This window comes from Methanothermobacter sp. K4, assembly GCF_022014235.1.
Classification (GTDB): domain Archaea; phylum Methanobacteriota; class Methanobacteria; order Methanobacteriales; family Methanothermobacteraceae; genus Methanothermobacter.
In genome coordinates this window covers 291075-311156 of the sequence record NZ_JAKLTD010000002.1, presented here as the reverse complement: position 1 = coordinate 311156, position 20082 = coordinate 291075, and the positions used below count along the sequence as shown (strand labels likewise).

The following is a 20082-nucleotide window of genomic DNA, read 5'->3' as shown; positions in this document are numbered from 1 at the left end:
GATTAAACTGCTCTGTAGGTGATGGTGGTCCTGTAGGTTCCTGGATCCGTGTAGAGTGGTACAGTGAGGTAATAATCTATGGGGATCACTATATTAACGGGACCTGTGTAGGTCCATATCTGGTAATAGGCAGTTGTAAAACTTCTTTTTGGAACGATAATGGGTCCGTAGGGACCATCATATTTTATGCTGTATCCCAGATTTGAAATGGGGATGATGTTTGAGCTGTTGTTCAGGCTTACAAGGTCGCTGTTCGCTCTTACAGAGACCCTCAGAGTCCCCCCCGTTGTTCTTATGGTTACCTTTGTTGCTGTGTAGTATTCCCTTTCTATTCCATCTGGCGCAACAGTTCCAAGGTCGATGCTTGTGGGGTTTACGGACATCTGAACGCCGGTTGCAAGTGGCTCTACAATTGGCTGGTTTCCCGGTGTGATGTTGGCCGTGGTATTGTTCTCAGCGTCTGCAGATGCGCATCCGAGAATGAATAATGACAGTATAAGTGTGATGAGCATTATTTGACCCTTCAAGGACCCCCAACTCCATTATTTACTGATAATGGATATGGTGTTCCTATATTTAAATAGTTAATTAAGAGGAATCAAAAAAATCAGTATTTAATTGTTAAACTTAAGAAGATAGATTGGTAATAAATAAAAATAGAGGTTTAGGATTTAAACTGCTTTTTTACCGCTTTCACCTGTCCTTATCCTCACAACCTCTTCAACCCCTGAGATGAATATCTTCCCGTCGCCTATGTCGCCGGTCTGGGCGCTTTTCACTATGGTGTCAACGACCTTATCGAGGTCCTCATCGTTCACCACAATCTCTATCTTTGTTTTTGGCAGAAGGTCTATCCTGTAGTCTCTTCCACGGTAGCTTTCTGTTATACCGAGCTGTCTTCCACGTCCTTTGACCTCTGTCACAGTCATCCCGTGGCACCCCACCTCTTCGAGGGCATTTTTAACTTCCTCTAGTTTCTCGGGTCTTATGATGGCCACTACTTCTTTCATCCTATCACCCTTAGATCCTGTATCCTGTCTCCTCGTGGAGGTGTGTATCGAGTCCCTCTATTTCCTCCTTCTCAGTTACCCTGAGGCCCACTGTGAGGTCCAGGAGTTTTCCTATTACCAGTGTAACTATGAATGAGTAGACAGCGACAATTACAACTGCTACCACCTGTGCCGTGAGCTGCCCGGGGTTTCCGTAGATGAGGCCTGTTCCCAGTTCATTTATGAAGGGTGCTGCGAAGATACCTGTTGCCACTGATCCCCATATACCTGACATTCCGTGTATTCCGAATACGTCCAGGGCGTCATCGTATCCAATCCTTGGTTTGAGGTATGATATTGCAAGGTATGATAGGGCGCTTGTGACCAGGCCTATGATTATTGCTGCGGGTACTGTCACAAATCCTGCTGCAGGTGTTATTGCCACAAGACCGGCAACTGCACCTGATATGCCGCCGAGCACTGTGGGTTTACCTGTTTTGAGGTAGTCTATTATCACCCATGAGATCATACCTGCGGCTGCGGCCGTGTTGGTAACAAGGAAGGCTGATGCTGCCAGTCCCCCTGCTGTGAGGGCTGAACCTGCGTTGAATCCGAACCAGCCAAACCACAGGAGCGCAGCGCCTATCACTGAGTATCCCAGGTTGTGTGGTAGCAGCCTGGTATCTTTCCTCCTGCCGAGGAGGTAGACAAGTGCAAGTGCAGCCACACCTGAGTTTATGTGGACCACTGTACCCCCTGCAAAGTCAAGGGCACCCAGCTGGGCAAGGAATCCACCACCCCATACCCAGTGGGCCACCGGTACATACACCAGGCTCACCCAGAGTGCAATGAATGCCAGCCATGCTGAGAATTTCATTCTCTCCACTATCGCACCTGATATGAGTGCGACTGTTATTGCAGCGAATGTTAGCTGGAATGCTATGTAAAGGAAGTCTGGTATCGTAGGTGCGAGTTCTGCGAGTTTATCGACACCTATACCGTTCATGAATAGGTTCGCTGGACTCCCTATGAGTCCCATTATATCTGCTCCAAATGCAAACTGATAGCCGTAGAGTACCCATATGAGGCTTGTCACTGCGAAGGCTATCAGTGACAGGAACATCGTATTGAGCACGTTTTCCTTTTTTGTTAAACCCCCATAGAAGAGTGCCACGCTTGGAACCGTCATGAGCATCACGAGGGCTGTTGATATCAGCATCCAGGCCGTGTCACCGGAGTTTAAAACCGCGTCCATCAGAGTCATCCTCCATATTACCTGTTGTTATTATTCTGTTTTTTTACAATCTTATACTTCAATACCGGAAGGCGGAAATCAACTTCCGACACTATCACTTAGATCATGCTCATATATAAAGATTTCGGTTAAAATTTCAGGTAAAGTGGCTGAAACTAAAATAAGTTCAGGCTGGAAGGTACCTTACAGCAAAATTATTAAATAAAGATCAGGGGGGACTGAGTTCCTGGATGAATGGTCACTGGACAGCCTTCCCCCTTTTCCCATCTCAAAAGAGGGTTTTCTGTTACATTTTTCATTATATGGCCTTTTTCCCCCTTTCACCTGTCCTTATCCTCACAACATCAAGTACATCCGTTACGAAGATTTTACCGTCCCCTATATCACCTGTCCTGGCGTTTTCAGTTACCGTTTCAATCACCTTTTCAAGGTCCTCCGAGTCAACCACAACCTCAACCTGAACCTTTGGAATGAGATCCACACAGTAATCCATACCACGGTAACTTTCACGTATACCCATCTGCTGGCCTCTTCCCCTGACATCTGAGACTGTCATCCCGTGAATCCCAACCAGTTCCAGGGCATCCTTCACATCCTCAAGTTTCTCTCTTCTGATAATGGCAGTGATCTTCTTCATTGATCTTCACCTCTAAGTGAAAAGCTTTTATGTATATTCTCTTGTTCATATTTAAATCACTGATTATGTCAGTCTGTAACCGGTTTCCTCATGGAGGTTTATGTCGAGGCCCTGGATCTCATCCTCCCTTTCAACGCGGAGACCTCTCCATTTCTTGAGGAGGCTGGCGAGAATGTATGTAACTGTGAAGGTGTATATGATCACAGTAACAACACCGATAACCTGACTGGTGAGGAGTGCGGTGCTTCCTGTTATGAGACCACCACCAGTGAGGGCGGGGTTAAGTGCAGGTATTGCAAATAGGCCAACGCCTATTGTTCCTATAACACCTGAGACCCCATGAATCCCGAAAACATCCAGGGCGTCATCATAGCCTAGGAGTGGCTTGAGCCATGAGACAGCAAGGTAACAGAGCATGGCTGCCAGAAATCCAATTAAAATCGATGCACCTATATCCACGAATCCAGCTGCAGGGGTTATTGATGCAAGACCTGCAACAGCACCTGAAAGGGCGCCAAGGAGGGTTGGTTTGCCTGTTTTAATTCTGTCCATCAGCATCCATCCAAGCATCCCTGCGGCAGCAGAGGTGTTGGTCACAATCATTGCATCTGTGGCAAGGTTACCTGCTGAAAGGGCTGAACCCGCGTTGAATCCGAACCAGCCAAACCATAGAAGACCGGTGCCTATCACAGAGTAGCCAAGATGGTGTGGCATCAGTTTCTGGTCGTGCCTTGGACCGATGACCAGTGCAAGTGCAAGGGCAGCAATACCGCTTGTGAGGTGCACCACTATTCCACCTGCGAAATCATAGACACCGAGGTTCTGCAGGAATCCACCGCCCCATACCCAGTGGGCCACGGGCACATAAACGAATGTGAACCAGAGGGGAATGAAGATGATCCACGATGAAAAACGGATCCTCTCCACAACAGCACCTGATATCAGCGCAACTGTTATCGCAGCAAACGTCATCTGGAAAATTGCAAAAAGGCCCCCGGGAATTGTGGGAGCATATTCTGACGCTGAGTTAAGTGCTGTAAGGCTTATGCTGCTGATCTGGGTTCCTATTATTCCCGAAATGTCGCCTCCAAAGATGAGGCCATAGCCAAATAAAAACCACAGCAGACTAACCACTCCGAAGGAGACAAATGATAGAAAAATTGTATTGAGGACATTTTCCCTTTTTGTAAGACCTGAATAGAACATTGCAACGCCAGGTATAGTCATCAGAATTACCAGGGCAGTTGATATTAGCATCCAGGCTGTATCACCAGAATTCAACATTCATTATCACACTCCTTTTTTGATATCCATTATAATAAACAAGACTATATAAGGATGCCGGTAACCTCTTTCCGACCTCCATGCCAACATTAAAATATCAGAAAAATGAGAAAAAAGGTAAGAGGTGTTTCATTGAACTCAACAAAAAAGGGAAGGCTCTTTGCAGTTCTCATGATAGCTCTAATTGCGTATGGCTTCTCATCCGCAGTGTGTATCTTCATAAAACCATCCTTTGCAGTTGAATTCCCCACAGACATCCTTCCCTCCGATGAGAAGATAGAAACCATGGGAAACCCTGGTTTCCAGCCAGTAATCCTGAGGAAACACATAATGAACGTCACCAACAACACAACCAATGAAACAGAGGTCACATTCTATACTGATAACAGAACAAACAGGACAGTGCCGGCCAGCAGGGACCAGAACCAGGATCAGTAATCCACCGGCAGATTATGTTCATGAACACTTTTAAACAGCAATTTTTTTAAACTGAAATTTTAGAAATAGATACATATGACCATATTTTAAGGTGATCACGTGCCAGCAAACACTGTGGGAGAAAGAATAAAACAGCTCAGGGATAACCAGAACATGACACTGGATGAACTTGCAGAAAGAAGTGGGGTTAATAGGGAACTCATAGAGAAAATAGAGGAAGGAGACATTCTACCATCACTCACACCCCTCATAAAGATCTCAAGGACACTTGGAGTGAGGCTTGGCACCCTCCTTGATGACAGGGTTCAGGATGAGCCGGTTATAGTTAGAAAGGGGAAAACCCAGAGGGTCATACACTTCTCAGGCTATGAGGGGAGGGCAGATACAAGTAACCTCAACTTCCACTCCCTCGACGCCGGCAAAAGCGACAGGCACATGGAGCCATTCCTAATCGACGTTGAATTACACAGCAATGACTTTGAACTATCATCCCATGAGGGCGAGGAGTTCATATACGTCCTGGAGGGTGAAATAGAGGTCATCTACGGACAGGAGAAGTACAGACTCGGTGAGGGGGACAGCATATACTATGACTCCGTCGTACCCCACCACCTCCACGCAGCAGGGGACAGTGATGCAAGGATACTGGCGGTTGTCTACACACCATTCTAGTGGCTGATAGGATGTTCAGAATCACGGTGACACCACGCTTTGGGGATATAGATGGTCTAAGACACGTTAACAATACTGTCCTGGCGGTCTGGTTCGAGAAGGGCAGAAACCCCATCTTCAGGATGTTCACACCGGACCTTGACCTCAGCTATGAGAAGTGGAAACTCATCCTTGTAAGGACGGAATTCGACTTCCTTGCACAGATGTACTATGGGAGTGACGTGGAGATAAGAAGCTACATAACACACATAGGAAACTCATCCTTCACCATAGGCCACGAGGCATGGCAGGACGGGGAACTAAAGGCAAAGGGGAAGGCTGTCCTGGTCCACTACGATTTCATTGAACAGAAGAAAAAGCCAATACCCCAGGATATAAGGTCACAGCTTGAAGAACACCTTGTGGAAGAGGATTAACATACAAAGGGTGGATTTATGGTTTTCACTGAGGAAACAATAGGGGAATTCTTTGAGAAACAGGTTGAAAGGTACGCGGATAAGGAGTTCATAGTATACCCTGACAGGGATCTCAGGTTCACCTACAGGGAGTTCAATGAGAGGGTCAACCTCCTTGCAAAGGGCCTGTTATCCATCGGGATAGAGAAGGGTGACCATGTGGGTATCTGGGCCACCAACGTACCCGACTGGCTGACATTCCTCTTTGCAACAGCAAAGATAGGGGCGGTTCTTGTAACGGTGAACACTGCCTACAGGAGCCATGAACTTGAATATGTCATGAAACAGTCTGACATGAAGGCAATAGCTATCATAGACGGTTTCAGGGACGTTGACTACGTACAGACACTCTATGAACTGGTACCTGAACTCAAAACCCACGAGAGGGGACATTTGAGGAGTGAAAGGTTCCCTGAACTTAGAAGCGTCATATACATAGGGGCCCAGAAGCACAGGGGGATGTACAACACCAATGAACTGATGCTCCTGGGTAAACATGTCCCTGACAGTGAACTCCGCAGTGTTATGTCAACCCTCAAGAACACAGATGTCATAAACATGCAGTACACCTCAGGAACAACTGGTTTCCCCAAGGGGGTAATGCTCACCCACAGGAACATACTCAACAACGGCTACTACATCGGCGAAAGACAGAAATTCACCGATGAGGACCGTCTTTGTCTACCGGTACCATTATTCCACTGCTTTGGAATAGTCCTGGGCGTGCTGGCTATCCTTACACACGGGGGGACACTTGTCATGATAGAACTCTTTGACCCCCTCCTGGTACTTGCAGCGGTGGAAAAGGAGAGGTGCACCGCACTCTACGGCGTACCGACAATGTTCATAGCAGAGTTCACACACCCCATGTTTGACATGTTTGACCTTTCATCCCTCAGGACAGGAATCATGGCGGGATCACCATGCCCCATAGAGGCAATGAAGCGCGTCATGAATGACATGAACATGAAGGAGATAACCATAGCCTACGGCCTCACCGAGGCGTCCCCTGTCTTCACACAGACAAGTGTGGATGACCCCATCGAGAAGCGGGTCGAAACCGTTGGAACACCCCTACCACACATCGAGGTCAAGATAGTGGACCCTGAAACCGGCGAGGAGCTGGGTCCCGGTGAACCCGGCGAGATATGCTGCAGGGGCTACAACGTCATGAAGGGCTACTACAAGATGCCTGAGATGACAGCTGAGGCCATAGATGAGGATGGGTGGCTCCACAGCGGAGACCTTGCGGTGATGGATGAGGACGGATACTACTCAATCGTTGGAAGAATAAAGGACATGATCATTCGGGGCGGCGAGAACATCTACCCAAGGGAGATCGAGGAATTCCTCCACACAATGCCAGGCATAAAGGACGTGCAGGTTGTGGGGATACCCGATGAGAAGTACGGCGAAATAGTCGGTGCCTTTGTGATCAGGGAGGACGGTGCAGACATACTTGAGGAGGATGTCAGGGACTATGCAATCCAGAGGATAGCAAGGTACAAGGTCCCGAAACATGTTTTCTTTGTTGATGAATTTCCGCTCACCGCAAGCGGGAAGGTCCAGAAGTTCAAACTGAGGGAGCTGGCAGTTGAACTCCTCAAGAAGAGGAAAGAAGGCTCCTGAACCTTATTTTTTTGAGAGATATAATGATAGTTCTGAATCGAAGGAAGAGATCAGTTGATTTTATCCCCGCCGGAAGTCCCAGGGGTGCCCTTAACACCCGCAGAAAACCAGGGTACTGGGGCAAGCTGAAAATCAAAAAAACATCCTCTGGCCCCAGAATAGCAAGGTTCACAGTGGAGAAGGATGAAAGGGAAACACTGAGAAAACCATCAGAGGCCATAAAACTCCTGAGGAAACAGGCCGTGTTTCTAACGGGGCGGGACAGGGAACTTGAAGAACTGCTTGAGAATCACGGTATCAGATACAGGTATGCAAGGGTATGCCAGCACTGCCTCCATGAGGGCTATGTGACCCTTGTGAGCTCAAGGGCATCAACGAAACATGAAGGCCAGATCATATGCTCAAGGTGCGTTGATGAGGTAATAAGAAGGGAGCTCAAACTGGCTGGCATGGATAAGTCAGCATTCAGAAACTTCAGGAGGCTGATCAGAAGAGGTATAAGCCTTGAAAGGGTCCTTGAGATGATGTCACCCAGGTTCGACCCACTGGCGAACCATGAACTGACACTCTATGATATGGTCACAGCCACAGCAGAAAGGACCCCTAAAGTGCCCATTGATAAGCTTAATCTCCCTGAGAGATTCGTCCAAATACTCAGAAGGGAGGGGAACAGGGTGCTGAGGCCAGTGCAGGTCCTCGCAGTTGATGCGGGCCTCCTTGGGGGCGCTAGTCTTATGGTTGTATCTGCAACCGCAAGTGGAAAGACACTTATAGGGGAACTTGCAGGCATCCCCAGGGCAATGAAGGGTGAAAGGTTCATCTACCTCACACCACTCGTTGCCCTTGCAAACCAGAAGTACAGGGACTTTAAGAAGAGATACTCCACACTTGGACTTAAAACAGCCATAAAGGTTGGTATGAGCAGGATAAAGGCAAAGGGTGAGCTGCGGATTCCTGATACAGATGTGGCTGATGCAGATATAATAGTTGGTACCTACGAGGGGATCGACTATATCCTGAGGTCAGGGAGGGCTGGTATCCTCGGTGATGTGGGCGTGGTTGTGGTTGATGAGATACACACCCTTGAGGATGAGGAGAGGGGGGCAAGGCTCAATGGCATGATATGGAGGATAAAAAGGTTATTTCCGGATGCCCAGATCATAGCACTCTCTGCAACAGTTAAAAACTCAGCAGAAATAGCATCAGATTTTGGCCTGAAGCTGGTTGAATACGATAAAAGGCCCGTGCCACTTGAAAGACACCTTATATTCTCAAGGAGCGGTGAGGAAAAGAAGAACATCATACTGAGGCTTGCAGGACGTGAGTTCTCCTCGAAGTCAAGGCAGGGGTTCCAGGGACAGACGATAATATTCACAAACTCCAGGAGGAAAACCAGGCTAATTGCAGAGTACCTTACAAGGAACAGGGTCAGTGCAGCCGCTTACCATGCAGGTTTATCCTACGCTGAGAGGCAGCGAATAGAGAAGGCCTTCGCATCCCAGAAACTCGCAGCGGTTGTCACAACAGCGGCACTTGCCGCTGGAGTGGATTTTCCGGCATCACAGGTTATATTTGAGACGCTGCTCATGGGTAACCGGTGGCTCACCTCAAATGAGTTTTCACAGATGCTCGGACGTGCAGGCAGACCATCCTACCATGACCGGGGTGTTGTATATGTTCTTGCAGAGATTGGCATGGAATTTGATGGTGATTCCGAGGAATCTGTGGCCCTCGAGCTCCTTGAAAGTGGCCCGGATTCTGTTGAAGTTCACTATACAGACGAGAAGATTCTCGAACAGGTACTTGCAGATATAACCTCAGGCGCCTTCAATGGAGACAATGAAAATGAGGAATGGTTTATGGATGCCGGCAAGGCTCTTGATATCCTTGAAGCATATGAGATGATATCGAGGGATAAAATGGTCCCAACTCAATATGGGGTGGCTGTTTCAAGGTCATTCATAGGACCTGAGGAGGCAGAGTACATAAGATCCAGCCTTTCAGGTAGCGTCATTGATACAGTCATTGAACTTGAACCCTTCCAGTCCGCCTATCTCTCCAGCAGGCTCCACAGAAGGCTCAGCCAGGTCCTTGCCACAAATTTCTCAACAAGGCTACTTGCTGACTCAACACTGGATATAATTTCAACCGGAGATAATCTTGTTAAACTGGATACCAGGCTTCAGGAGGCTGTCTTAAATATTCAGATGGATTTCTTGTCGTGTGAATGTAGCGAGAGGCCATTCTGTGGTTGCATTCAGAGAAAACTGTCAGCATACATAATCAATGAGCGGCTGAGGGGGAGGGACCCAGCAGATATAAGCAAACACTTACTCTCAAGGTACCATGTGCAGACATATCCTGGTGACATCTTCAGCTGGCTTGATTCAGTTGTGAGAATGCTTGAGGCTGTGAAGAGGATTGCAGGGGCTTTCAAAAGGAGTGGTACTGTAAGGGAATCAACCAGGCTTATAAGGGGAATTGAGAGGGGTCGACTCTGATTCTTCCACAGGAGGTCTGGATATAAAACATTTATAAGGGACGCTTTAAAGATCAGATGATGGAGGATTCGAGGTCATATGGTGTCCATTTTATCACCTTGAACTCCTCCCTATCAATTGGGGCAGGTCATATCCCGGCATGACCCTGCATATTCAGGAAACCTCAGGACCTCATTCATTTTGCTTCCATACCTGTAGATTGTGATACCCTTGCATCCCAGTTCATATGCTGCCCTGAACACCCTCTCAGCGTCCTGTATGGACGCATCAGGCGGTAGATTAACGGTTTTGGAGACGGCGTTATCCACATGGCGCTGGAAGGCGGCCTGCATCTTAACATGGAAGACGGGGTCGATCTCATGGGCGGTTACAAAGAGTCTCCTGATTTTCTCTGGAACCCCCGGCACCCCCTGCAGACTGCCCCGCGAAATTATCATTTCAACTGCATCCCTTTTCAGCTGCCCCCTGACGATTCTTTCAAACAGGGGATTGGTTTCAGTGAATTTTCTACCCAGAATGTTCCTGGTGAATGAAACCGCAAAGAGGGGTTCTATACCGCTGCTTGTACCCGCTATTATACTGAGGGAACCTGTGGGTGCAATGGTTGTCAGTGTGGCGTTTCTCATCCCCCTGAACCCCATTTCATCCCACCTGCTCCCTGAAAATTCCGGAAACGACCCCCTTTCAGCTGCAAGATTCGCTGATGCCCTCCTCGCTTCACCCTCTATGAAGGACATGACCCGCTCAGCCACCCTGAGGGCCTCCCCTGAATTGTAGGGCACACCCAGTTTTATGAGCATATCCGCAAAGCCCATAACACCAAGGCCGATCTTCCTTGTCCTGAGTGTCATCTCCCTGACCTCCGGGAGAGGATAGCTGTTGACGTCTATGACATTGTCAAGGAAGTGCACCGCCGTATGAACCGTTCTTCTGAGTCTTTCCCAGTTCATACCTGAAGCTGAAACCATTAATGACAGGTTGATTGACCCAAGGTTACATGACTCATAGGGGAGGAGGGGCTGCTCACCGCAGTTGTGGACAATGAACCCGTTGGCGGTGAAGGCATTTACACCTGCAACACTGGCGTCATAGACATCCTCATAACCTTTACCTTTAAGACACAGGAAAGTGGAGAACCCTTTTTCTTCTGAATGGAAACTGTCCCCTGAATCCATAACAAGCAAATCCCCCCTTTCAAGGTCGCCAGCAGCCTTCCATACCGGTTTATCATCCATTACTAGCACCGGGTGATCCTGGGTCAACTTTAAACTGTAACCTTCCCGGGTTCTGAGTTCGAAAACCTCCCTGTACCCTGTTTTAAAGAATCCCGAAATGCAGGGATACTCCAAGCCATTGACAACCGCCATGAATGCTCTGCCCTCCAGTTCATTTACCGGGAGGGGACCCTCCGAGGTCATTATCAGGGTGTCACAGGATATGCACGGGTTGGTTGCCTCTATCCTTCCAAGGGAGGGTGTCGGGTTGTGCTGGTTTATCCTGTCCTCAAATATCATTCCAGGGTCCCCTGACCTCCATGCGGCCTTTACAATCCTCTTGAATATCTCCCTGGATGGTACTGAGTCAACGGTTTCACCGGTCCTCGGGTTTATGAGGTCAACCATTCCATCTTCCATGAAACTGTCAGGGACTGAAACAGAGAGGTTGAAGTTTCTGAGGGGCCCCTCTGATGTCTTGGCGTCTATGAATCTGAATATGTCCGGGTGGCTGACATGAAGCACCCCCATATTGGCCCCCCTTCTCCTTCCACCCTGCTTTATAACCTCAACTGCAACGTCGAATATTCTCATGAATGACACGGGACCTGAAGCCACACCCATTGTTGATGCAACGGTGTCCCCCTGTGGTCTGAGTCTGGAAAATGAGAATCCAACGCCCCCACCTGATTTGTGGATTATTGCCATGTTTCTGAGGGATTCGAATATGCTCTCAATTGAATCATCAACAGGGAGGACGAAACATGCTGAGAGCTGATTTATGGGTGTACCTGCATTCATGAGGGTGGGTGAATTTGGGAGGAACTCAAGATTTCTCATAACCGAATAGAAGAGTTCCTCTGCCCTGTGGCTGCTGGAACCATACATCTCATCTGCAGATGCAACTGCCCGGGCAACCCTCCTGAACATCTCCTCAGGGGTCTCTACAACCTCACCCCTTTCGTTCCTCAGAAGGTACCTCTCCTCAAGTACCCTCAGGGCGGTTTCCGTTAAATTGATCATCATTAGGAATTATGGAGCCATTTATGGTAGCGTCTCCAGGAGCTCCCTAACATCGGATACGACACTCTCAATGGCATCATCGAGTATTCTCTGGCCAAGGACAGGGTCAGGGTTTATACCCTCCCTTTCACAGATTCTCGCGGCCCTGTCAATCCCCTTACTTGCCTCTCTGGCCTCTCTGAGGCCTATCATTCCTATTTCAGGATACAGTTCTGGTCTGCATTCCCCGAGTCTCGTGAGGTCCGCCATACCCAGTATGATTCCAGCGGAAAGTTCACCGCTTCCTGCATGGGGACCCTCGATCTCAATGATCCTGTTATTCCAGATTATCTCCATGTCAAGTTCATCCATGAGATCCTCAATGCAGTCCTCAAGCCGGTTTCCCCCGTGACCATTTACGATAACAGCCGCGTCGATGTTCAGGCGTTTCCTGGCCTTTCTAAGGACTGGTTTCAGATCTTTTTCCAGAAGTTCATCCCTGTCAATGTGGATGCCGTGTTTAACGTATGGAAATTCGGTTGCACTGTAAATTATCCCCAGAAACTTTGCCCCTGTTCTGAGGGAGGCCTCCAGGGCCACATAGGATGCTATCTTGGCATCTGTGTCTATTGGGAGGGCCGGGCCATGGTTCTCAAGGTGTGATCCCAGTGCTATTATCCCCACCCTGTGTACATCCTCTGAGATTATGTTACCGGCATCAAGGTTGAGTTCAACCATCCTTCACACCTCGAGGTCCCATATTGCATCTCCAATGTGGTGGATGGTTTTTATGGCCTTTCCAGAGTCATTTTTTATCATTTCAGGTCCGCTTATGAGGCTTATTCCCACTGCAAGGGGTTTGCGGTGTTTTTCGTCCACCACGATGACGATGTCGTCTCTCTCAATTTCAGGGTCCGCATCAACTATACCTGGACTCATCACATCGGCCCCATTTGCAAGGAACCTCACGGCCCCCATATCAACCACCACATAACCCTTTTCTATGTCCTTCATATGGATGGCTCCCCTCAGGGTGGGAACGACCCTTTCATCCATGAACATGAGGAGCGGCTCTCCATTGACGAGGATTATGTGGTTTTCATCTGTCTCTATTATTTCAACCGTGGCCTTTCTGGGTATGAGCGGGGAGAATTCCCCTATCTGGTCAAGAATCTCCTTCAACTTCTTTTTCTTTATATGGTACCTCTTTTTGATCTTCACATTCACACCCTGGAATTTTCATGAGAACCTCACATAACTATATGGTTTAATCCATTAAACCAGTTTACCATCTAATCTGCAATCACCTTTATTTAAAGAGTAAGATTTATGCCATTATCGTTGTGAGAAAACTTATATACTAGTAAAATAGAAAACTGGAGTATCTGACTGGAAGATTCTGCCTTGTTAGTTAGATTTAAATATAATCTGACCATATTTTAATCTAGGATAGGTGATAGATGTGAGTTCACAGAGAGTTAACGTACAGAGACCACTTGATGCTTTGGGTAATTCACTGAATTCCCCTGTGATCATCAAACTTAAGGGTGACAGGGAATTCAGGGGAGTTTTAAAAAGCTTTGATCTCCATATGAACCTCGTGCTGAATGATGCAGAGGAACTGGAGGACGGGGAGGTCACAAGGAGACTTGGAACCGTCCTTATACGTGGAGATAACATAGTCTACATATCCCCATAGGTGATCCGGGAATACAGCTTTGATTTATATATGGATAAGGGAAGCATATATTTAAATTAACAAGTTTTAACTGATTTTCAGGAGGATTAGAACATGAAAGGTACTCCATCATTTGGTAAGCGTAACAAGAATCTCCATATAAGGTGCAGGCGCTGCGGTAAGAACTCATACCATGTGCGTAAGAAGGTATGTGCAGCATGCGGCTTCGGAAAATCACGCCGTATAAGGCGCTACAGCTGGCAGAACAAAAAAATTACAGGCCAAAGGTTGAAATAAATGGATAACAAGGGCCCTGTTGATGTGCGGATAATTGTTGAGGGAGCCTCTGACGTTGAGAGTGTCTCAAGGGCACTTCAGAGGGTATCCCTCGGCGCCAAATACCATATAACCATATCCTCCATAGTGCCAACAACAAGCCTTGAAATCGCCATGAGGGCTGTTGAGGGGGCTGATATTGTCCTCATAGCCACTGACGTTGACCAGACAGGGCGTGAACTGGCTGATAAATTCCGTGAAGCCCTTAAGGGTCATGTGGGGCACATTGAGAGAATGAAACTACCCTACGGTCATGACGTCGAGTACCTCGACCCTGACCTCATAAGGGAGGAAATAGAAAACGCCATCATAAGGGCCGGACTCCAGACACTCTCCAGTGTTAAAAATCTGAGAAACATGAAGGAAAGCCTTGAAGAGTGTCAGGAGAGGCTTAATGAACTGATAGCCGAAAACAGTACCCTCAGGGATGAAAATATTAAACTCCTCGCTGAAGTTGAGGATGGTGAGAGGGAAGCAGAATCCCTCAAAGGGGAGATAAGGGGCCTTGAGGAGAAATTAAAGGTCCTTGAAGAGGATTATTCCCGGCTCAAAACTCGTTTTTCTGAACTTGAAGATAAGGAACTACTTGAAACCTTCTCAATAGGGGAACTCTGGAGCGAAACCTTTGGAGAGGAACCAGATGACCCTGAGAAGATTTATTTTGTAACTGATCACATCAAACCTGAAGGCATAATCCTTGGCCAGGGCTTCATCGCGGCACCATCAAGGGAGGATGCTGTTGAGTGGCTTAGAATAGTTAAATCGGCCCTGGTGTTCACTGAAACCGATGATGAATCATCCTAGACCCGGGAATTTAAAACCTTCTTGTTGGGAGAATCTGAAGTGAGAGACAAATGTGGTATTGTAGGGATTTACTCACAGGATAAAAACATCAGCGTGGCCTCCCAGATCTACTATGCACTCTATGCCCTCCAGCACAGGGGACAGGAATCTGCAGGGATCTCAACATTCAACGGAAGCAACATGCTGACCCACAGGGGCATGGGACTTGTCTGTGACGTATTCAACCCTGAGAAACTGGATGAACTCAGTGGAAGTGTCGGTATAGGCCATGTTCGTTACTCAACCACAGGAGAATCCAGGATTGAGAATTCCCAGCCATTCTGGAGTGAATTCCAGGGAGGTAAAATCGCCATAGCCCACAACGGTGACATAATAAATTCAATGGAACTGCGGGATGAACTGGAAGATGAGGGCCACTCATTCATATCAACCACGGATTCGGAGGTTATATGCCACCTTCTTAGCAGGGAATATGAAAAAAAACCCAACATGATAGGCGCAATAAAGAGGGTTTCAGAGCAGCTTGTCGGGTCCTACTCCCTTGTTGTCCTCTTCAATGGGGACCTCTATGTCATAAGGGACCCTGTTGGTATAAAGCCCCTTGCATTTGCAAGGAAGGGAAACACCCAGATGGTTGCCTCTGAAACCGTGGCCTTTGATGTTATAGGGGCCGAGCATGTGAGGGATGTTCAGCCAGGAGAGATACTGCACCTTAACAGGGGCAAGTCCTACTGGGTTGCCAACGCCCCCAACACCCGGAGGGCCCACTGCATGTTTGAGTATGTCTACTTTGCAAGGCCTGACAGTGTCATAGACGGTCGCAACGTCTACAGGGTCAGGCTCAGTATAGGGGAGGCCCTATACCGTGAACACCCCGCCGATGCGGATGTGGTTGTACCGGTACCTGACTCCTCCATCCCGGCTGCCATAGGATACTCCCGTGCATCAGGGATACCCTACGGTGAGGGGCTCATAAAGAACAGGTACGTTGGCCGCACATTCATAATGCCCACACAGGAGGAACGTGAAACAGCGGTTAAACTCAAGATGAACCCCATAAGGTCAGAACTTGAGGGTAAGAGGATAGTGCTCATCGATGACAGCATAGTGAGGGGCACGACCTCCAGGGCACTCATTGACATAATCAGGGATGCGGGGGCAGAGGAGATACACCTGCGTATAGGATGCCCCCCCATAAAGTCGCCCTGCTACTATGGTATAGCAATGGCAACCCGGAAGGAGCTTATAGCATCAAGCAGGGATGTTGAGGAGATAAGAAAGATAATAGGGGTTGACTCTCTGGGTTATCTGAGTATCGAGTCACTCGTTGAATCCATAGGTATCAAGAAGGGTTTCCTCTGCACAGGGTGCCTGGACGGGGACTACCCGACACCTCTTCCCTCAGATATAGAGGAATATGAGGCACTGAGGTCCTGCCTCTAGTTCCGGTATAAAAAAATTTTTAATGTGAGCGGAATGTCTGATTTCACTGTTTCTTGTTTCAATAAATTTTTCAACGTGATTTAAATGCCGGAGCTCCTATCACCAGCAGGTGACTTTCCATCACTGATGGCAGCCCTTAAGTCAGGTGCTGATGCGGTTTACGTGGGCCTTGAGGGCTGTAACATGAGGGCAAGGGCAGGTAACTTTGGCATCAGTGAAATCGCTGAGGCAGCGGAGATAGCCCACAGTTACGATGCAGGACTCTATGTATGCACAAACACGGCCCTCAGGGACTCTAATATTGAGAGACTCGGAAAATTATTTCCTGAGATTTACTCTGCAGGTGCTGATGCGGTGATAGCCTCTGACCTTGCAGCTGTGGAACTTGCATCTGAATGCGGCCTGGAAGTCCATGTCAGTGTACAGGCGAATGTTACAAATACGAGGACGCTCAGGATACTGGGGGATATGGGTGCCACGAGGGCCATACTATCCAGGGAGCTTTCCCTTCGTGAAATCGCCAGTATTGCAGCAGATTCCCCCATTGAAATCGAGGTTTTTGTACATGGGGCCCTCTGCACAGCAATATCTGGTAGATGCTACCTCAGCTCGTACCTTTATGGTAGAAGCGCCAACTGTGGGGACTGCCTTCAGCCCTGCAGGAAGAGGTGGAGGCTGGTATCTGAGGATGGAGACTTCGACCTTGAGGTGACCCGTGGGGGTGATATAAGGAGTTACATCCTGAGTCCAAGGGACCTCTGTATGGTTGAACATATACCTGAACTCCTGGATGCCGGTGTCGACTCCCTCAAGATAGAGGGCCGTGGGAGGGCAGCGGATTACGTTGCAACCGTCACCTCAGTATACCGGGAGGCCATTGACACCTACCTTTCAGGTGAGTGGAGTTTTGATCCCAGGTGGCTTGAGAGACTTGAGGGTGTATTTAACAGGGGCTTTGGCACAGGCTTGTACTTCTCTGAGCCAGACACAGGTAGTGTCGGTAACATATCCCGTTATGTGAAGCAGGATGTGGGGGAGGTTGTTAACTACTACAGGAAGGCGGGGGCCGCTGAAGTTAGGCTGTGGAGGCCACTTGAGGTTGGGGATGAGGTCATAATACAGGGCAGAACAACTGGGGCCCTCATCCAGCGTGTTGAATCCCTTCAGGTTGATGGGGATCCTGTGGAAAGGGTTGAATCTGGCAGGGCTGGTCTACTCGTGGAGGACAGGGTCCGCCCCGGGGACCTCGTATACCGCAGGGTTAGAAGGGATTGAGGTTATTAGTACTTAGAATCATTTATCTGATGTGCGTGACTGTGGTTGGTAATTCTGGCGCGCGTTCCACTGCATTAAATGTCTTTGATGTACTCCTCTAACTGGAAGGGGGTCATGGCTCTATGTATTCTGTTATGTCCAGGGTATCCATAGGTAACTGTTATTTTTAAAAGTGATGCTCCACATATTAAAGAGGGGTGAGTTAATGATAAAGGTAAAGGATGCCATGCAGACCGATGTCATAACAGTTAAGAGGAACAGTAAGATACATGATGCTGCAAGGGTACTGAGGGAGAACAGGATCAGCGGAGCCCCGGTTGTTGATGATGATGGTAAACTTGTGGGTGTTATCAGTGAGGGTGATATAATGAGGCTGATTGAGGTCCATTCACCCAGCCTGAACCTCCTCATGCCATCCCCCCTGGACCTGCTTGAGCTTCCACTTCGGATGAAACATGAATACGATGAGATAGCAAAGGGCATCAGGAAGGCGGCCATGATGCTGGTTGAGGAGATAATGAGTGATAGGGTTGTAACGGTGCACCCTGATGCATCCATCTCTGATGCCGCGGAGCTCATGGACCGGCATGATATCAAGAGGCTTCCTGTGGTTGAAGATGGTGAGCTTGTGGGTATCATAACAAGGGGCGATATAATCGGCGCATTTGTTAAGTGATCAGCGTCTGAACCGGTGTTTCAATGAAGCGGATAGCGATCTATGGCAAGGGTGGTATAGGGAAGTCCACGATTGTATCGAACATGGCGGCTGCCTATTCCTCAGAGCACAGGGTACTCGTTATAGGCTGTGATCCAAAGGCGGATACCACCAGGACACTCTACGGTGAAAGGCTCCCTGCGGTACTTGATATCCTCAGGGATAACCGTAAACCTGACGCCTCTGAGGTTATCCATGAGGGTTTTGGTGGTGTTAGGTGTGTGGAGTCAGGGGGCCCTGAACCTGGAGTTGGATGCGCCGGGAGGGGTGTGATCGTTGCAATGAACCTCCTTGAAAAACTTGGAGTCTTTAAGGAGGAGATTGATGTGGTCATATACGATGTCCTCGGTGACGTGGTCTGCGGGGGATTCGCGGTGCCACTCCGTGAGGAATTTGCAGATGAGGTCTACATAGTAACCTCCGGAGAGTACATGTCCCTTTACGCTGCAAACAATATTGCAAGGGGTATAAAGAAACTGAAGGGTAAACTTGGCGGTGTCATCTGTAACTGTCGCGGCATCAGAAATGAGGTTGACATTGTATCTGAATTCGCCTCAAGGATAGGCACACGTGTTATTGGTGTGGTTCCAAGAAGCCCCCTTGTCCAGGAGAGTGAAATTGAGGCAAAGACCGTGATTGAAAGGTTCCCTGAATCTGAACAGGCAGAGGTTTACAGGAAACTGGCAGATGATGTTTACCTTAATACTGAATTCACGGTACCTGAACCCATGGACCCTGAGGAGTTTGAGGAGTTCTTCAGAAAGTTCAAAGGAGGAGATGACTGATATGGAGAGGTATGTGCAGCTTGGGCTCTTCCACCTTCTGGTGGGTGCTGTGATAGTCCTAATGGCGGTCTGGGCACTTTACCCTGCAAGCACCCTTGGATCTGAACCCGGGTGGCATGCGGCCCTGAAAATCATATTTGGCGCCCTTATGCTCGGGGCGGGGCTGAAGCTCTTGAGGTCCTAGATTTCATCCCATTTTTTCAGGTCAGCATGCAGGTCCCTGAAAGCCCTTTCAACGGCCCTTTCAGCGTCATCTCTGGTTTTGAAGTGGTGGAGGTGTGACATGCATCTGCAGTCAGAGCATCCGAAACCCCTCACGGAGAGGTCTCCCTCAAGTTTTTCTGAAACTGCACATTCAAGCCTCCTCTTATCGGTGGAATAGAAAACCGCCACAACCTCTGTATCACTCAGGAGGTGGTCTATGTGCCACCTCATTTTTTTCTCAGACCTCAGATGTCTTCTTATTCTGGCATCAAGTGAACCAAAACCTGAGCCCACGTAGACGTAGTAACCTGGAGGAAACCTTATCATCCCGAGGCTTCCAATTCTGGTTTCAGTTCCACCGCACCTTATGATAAGACAGTAGGTACCTTTCATGCTGATTCCATAATAATTTTAGTATTTATTTTATCAATCAACGGCACTCATCATAAGATCCAGTAATAAATCCATCTGTTATTATCATTGCAAGAAATTTTTAGTAAAATTTATATTTTTTCATAATTTAATTATATTCTGGTTTCTGCAGGGCACCCAGGTATTGGGGGTGATACCATGGCAGTGGCAAAATGGTTGCTTTACATGATTGGTATAATACTTGTACTCATGGGTATACTGGGTTACCTTGGGATTCCGTACCCGGCTCTCAGGGACCCGGTATGGCACGCTGCCCTTAAAATTATCGTCGGGCTTGTAGCCCTATGGGGAGGTACCAAGGCAGAGTAGTGAATTTTGCCAGTCGAACTTTTTT

The 20082-nt window shown here is 48.2% G+C and carries 23 protein-coding genes; 14 read left to right on the top strand and 9 right to left on the bottom strand.

The features are described from left to right. Nucleotides 1-2 precede the first annotated feature (2 nt). The 5 genes from L5462_RS05320 to L5462_RS05300 all read right to left on the bottom strand — a co-directional run bounded on the left by L5462_RS05320 (nucleotide 3) and on the right by L5462_RS05300 (nucleotide 4165). Nucleotides 3-527: a hypothetical protein gene (locus L5462_RS05320; RefSeq protein WP_237779771.1), complete on the bottom strand. Its 525-nt coding sequence runs from the start codon at nucleotides 525-527 to the stop codon at nucleotides 3-5. Between the two features lie 144 nt (nucleotides 528-671). Continuing rightward, a complete protein-coding gene (locus tag L5462_RS05315; protein ID WP_013295863.1) occupies nucleotides 672-1010 on the bottom strand; it encodes a P-II family nitrogen regulator in 339 nt (112 codons plus the stop codon). A gap of 10 nt (nucleotides 1011-1020) precedes the next feature. Then, nucleotides 1021-2244 carry an ammonium transporter gene (locus tag L5462_RS05310; RefSeq protein WP_237779770.1) on the bottom strand — a complete coding sequence of 408 codons (1224 nt, stop codon included), beginning with the start codon at nucleotides 2242-2244 and terminating at the stop codon, nucleotides 1021-1023. 298 nt (nucleotides 2245-2542) lie between these two features. Next, on the bottom strand, nucleotides 2543-2881 hold the full coding sequence (locus tag L5462_RS05305; protein WP_237779769.1) for a P-II family nitrogen regulator: 339 nt from the start codon (nucleotides 2879-2881) through the stop codon (nucleotides 2543-2545). Between the two features lie 63 nt (nucleotides 2882-2944). Continuing rightward, on the bottom strand, nucleotides 2945-4165 hold the full coding sequence (locus L5462_RS05300; RefSeq protein ID WP_237779768.1) for an ammonium transporter: 1221 nt from the start codon (nucleotides 4163-4165) through the stop codon (nucleotides 2945-2947). Nucleotides 4166-4297: 132 nt separating this feature from the next. Between L5462_RS05300 and L5462_RS05295 the strand changes: the two genes are divergently transcribed. From L5462_RS05295 to L5462_RS05275, 5 genes are all read left to right on the top strand, one after another. Next, the gene (locus L5462_RS05295) at nucleotides 4298-4603 is read left to right on the top strand and encodes a hypothetical protein (protein WP_237779767.1); all 306 of its coding nucleotides are present in this window, start codon (nucleotides 4298-4300) and stop codon (nucleotides 4601-4603) included. Between the two features lie 99 nt (nucleotides 4604-4702). Further along, entirely contained in the window at nucleotides 4703-5275 is a 573-nt protein-coding gene (locus L5462_RS05290) for an XRE family transcriptional regulator (protein WP_237779766.1), read from the top strand. Nucleotides 5276-5286: 11 nt separating this feature from the next. Beyond that, nucleotides 5287-5691 (top strand): thioesterase family protein, encoded by a 405-nt coding sequence (locus L5462_RS05285; RefSeq protein ID WP_237779765.1) that lies wholly within the window; start codon nucleotides 5287-5289, stop codon nucleotides 5689-5691. Between the two features lie 18 nt (nucleotides 5692-5709). Beyond that, nucleotides 5710-7359, top strand: coding sequence for an AMP-binding protein (locus L5462_RS05280; RefSeq protein WP_237779764.1), 1650 nt, complete (start codon nucleotides 5710-5712; stop codon nucleotides 7357-7359). Between the two features lie 23 nt (nucleotides 7360-7382). Then, the gene (locus L5462_RS05275; RefSeq protein ID WP_237779763.1) at nucleotides 7383-9860 is read left to right on the top strand and encodes a DEAD/DEAH box helicase; all 2478 of its coding nucleotides are present in this window, start codon (nucleotides 7383-7385) and stop codon (nucleotides 9858-9860) included. A 113-nt stretch (nucleotides 9861-9973) separates the two neighbouring features. Here L5462_RS05275 and L5462_RS05270 read toward each other — a convergent pair whose 3' ends face one another. Genes L5462_RS05270 through L5462_RS05260 form a run of 3 tightly spaced genes read right to left on the bottom strand, consistent with a single transcriptional unit; the run spans nucleotide 9974 to nucleotide 13303 of the window. After that, on the bottom strand, nucleotides 9974-12097 hold the full coding sequence (locus L5462_RS05270; protein ID WP_237779762.1) for a ribonucleotide reductase N-terminal alpha domain-containing protein: 2124 nt from the start codon (nucleotides 12095-12097) through the stop codon (nucleotides 9974-9976). 21 nt (nucleotides 12098-12118) lie between these two features. Next, on the bottom strand, nucleotides 12119-12814 hold the full coding sequence (gene arfB / locus L5462_RS05265; RefSeq protein ID WP_237779761.1) for a 2-amino-5-formylamino-6-ribosylaminopyrimidin-4(3H)-one 5'-monophosphate deformylase: 696 nt from the start codon (nucleotides 12812-12814) through the stop codon (nucleotides 12119-12121). Between the two features lie 3 nt (nucleotides 12815-12817). After that, nucleotides 12818-13303 carry an RNA-binding protein gene (locus L5462_RS05260; RefSeq protein WP_237779760.1) on the bottom strand — a complete coding sequence of 162 codons (486 nt, stop codon included), beginning with the start codon at nucleotides 13301-13303 and terminating at the stop codon, nucleotides 12818-12820. A 235-nt stretch (nucleotides 13304-13538) separates the two neighbouring features. Between L5462_RS05260 and L5462_RS05255 the strand changes: the two genes are divergently transcribed. The 8 genes from L5462_RS05255 to L5462_RS05220 all read left to right on the top strand — a co-directional run bounded on the left by L5462_RS05255 (nucleotide 13539) and on the right by L5462_RS05220 (nucleotide 19296). Then, nucleotides 13539-13775, top strand: a complete 237-nt coding sequence (locus L5462_RS05255; protein WP_013295846.1) for an LSm family protein — start codon at nucleotides 13539-13541, stop codon at nucleotides 13773-13775. 93 nt (nucleotides 13776-13868) lie between these two features. Further along, nucleotides 13869-14051 carry a 50S ribosomal protein L37e gene (locus L5462_RS05250; RefSeq protein ID WP_013295845.1) on the top strand — a complete coding sequence of 61 codons (183 nt, stop codon included), beginning with the start codon at nucleotides 13869-13871 and terminating at the stop codon, nucleotides 14049-14051. Beyond that, a complete protein-coding gene (locus tag L5462_RS05245; RefSeq protein ID WP_237779759.1) occupies nucleotides 14052-14894 on the top strand; it encodes a toprim domain-containing protein in 843 nt (280 codons plus the stop codon). Nucleotides 14895-14933: 39 nt separating this feature from the next. Then, nucleotides 14934-16337 carry an amidophosphoribosyltransferase gene (gene purF, locus L5462_RS05240; protein ID WP_237779758.1) on the top strand — a complete coding sequence of 468 codons (1404 nt, stop codon included), beginning with the start codon at nucleotides 14934-14936 and terminating at the stop codon, nucleotides 16335-16337. Nucleotides 16338-16421: 84 nt separating this feature from the next. Then, nucleotides 16422-17612, top strand: coding sequence for a peptidase U32 family protein (locus L5462_RS05235; RefSeq protein ID WP_237779757.1), 1191 nt, complete (start codon nucleotides 16422-16424; stop codon nucleotides 17610-17612). 205 nt (nucleotides 17613-17817) lie between these two features. Continuing rightward, nucleotides 17818-18288 carry a CBS domain-containing protein gene (locus tag L5462_RS05230; RefSeq protein WP_237779756.1) on the top strand — a complete coding sequence of 157 codons (471 nt, stop codon included), beginning with the start codon at nucleotides 17818-17820 and terminating at the stop codon, nucleotides 18286-18288. 23 nt (nucleotides 18289-18311) lie between these two features. Continuing rightward, nucleotides 18312-19112 carry a Ni-sirohydrochlorin a,c-diamide reductive cyclase ATP-dependent reductase subunit gene (cfbC, locus tag L5462_RS05225; protein ID WP_237779755.1) on the top strand — a complete coding sequence of 267 codons (801 nt, stop codon included), beginning with the start codon at nucleotides 18312-18314 and terminating at the stop codon, nucleotides 19110-19112. 1 nt (nucleotide 19113) lies between these two features. Beyond that, on the top strand, nucleotides 19114-19296 hold the full coding sequence (locus L5462_RS05220) for a hypothetical protein (protein WP_237779754.1): 183 nt from the start codon (nucleotides 19114-19116) through the stop codon (nucleotides 19294-19296). On the opposite strand, the gene L5462_RS05215 is transcribed toward L5462_RS05220, so the two are convergent. Next, complete coding sequence (locus L5462_RS05215; RefSeq protein WP_237779753.1) at nucleotides 19293-19709, bottom strand: DUF123 domain-containing protein; 417 nt, start codon at nucleotides 19707-19709, stop codon at nucleotides 19293-19295. The genes L5462_RS05220 and L5462_RS05215 overlap by 4 nt on opposite strands. Nucleotides 19710-19886: 177 nt before the next feature. On the opposite strand from L5462_RS05215, the gene L5462_RS05210 reads away from it, so the two are divergent. Next, nucleotides 19887-20057, top strand: coding sequence for a hypothetical protein (locus tag L5462_RS05210; protein WP_237779752.1), 171 nt, complete (start codon nucleotides 19887-19889; stop codon nucleotides 20055-20057). Nucleotides 20058-20082 lie beyond the last annotated feature (25 nt).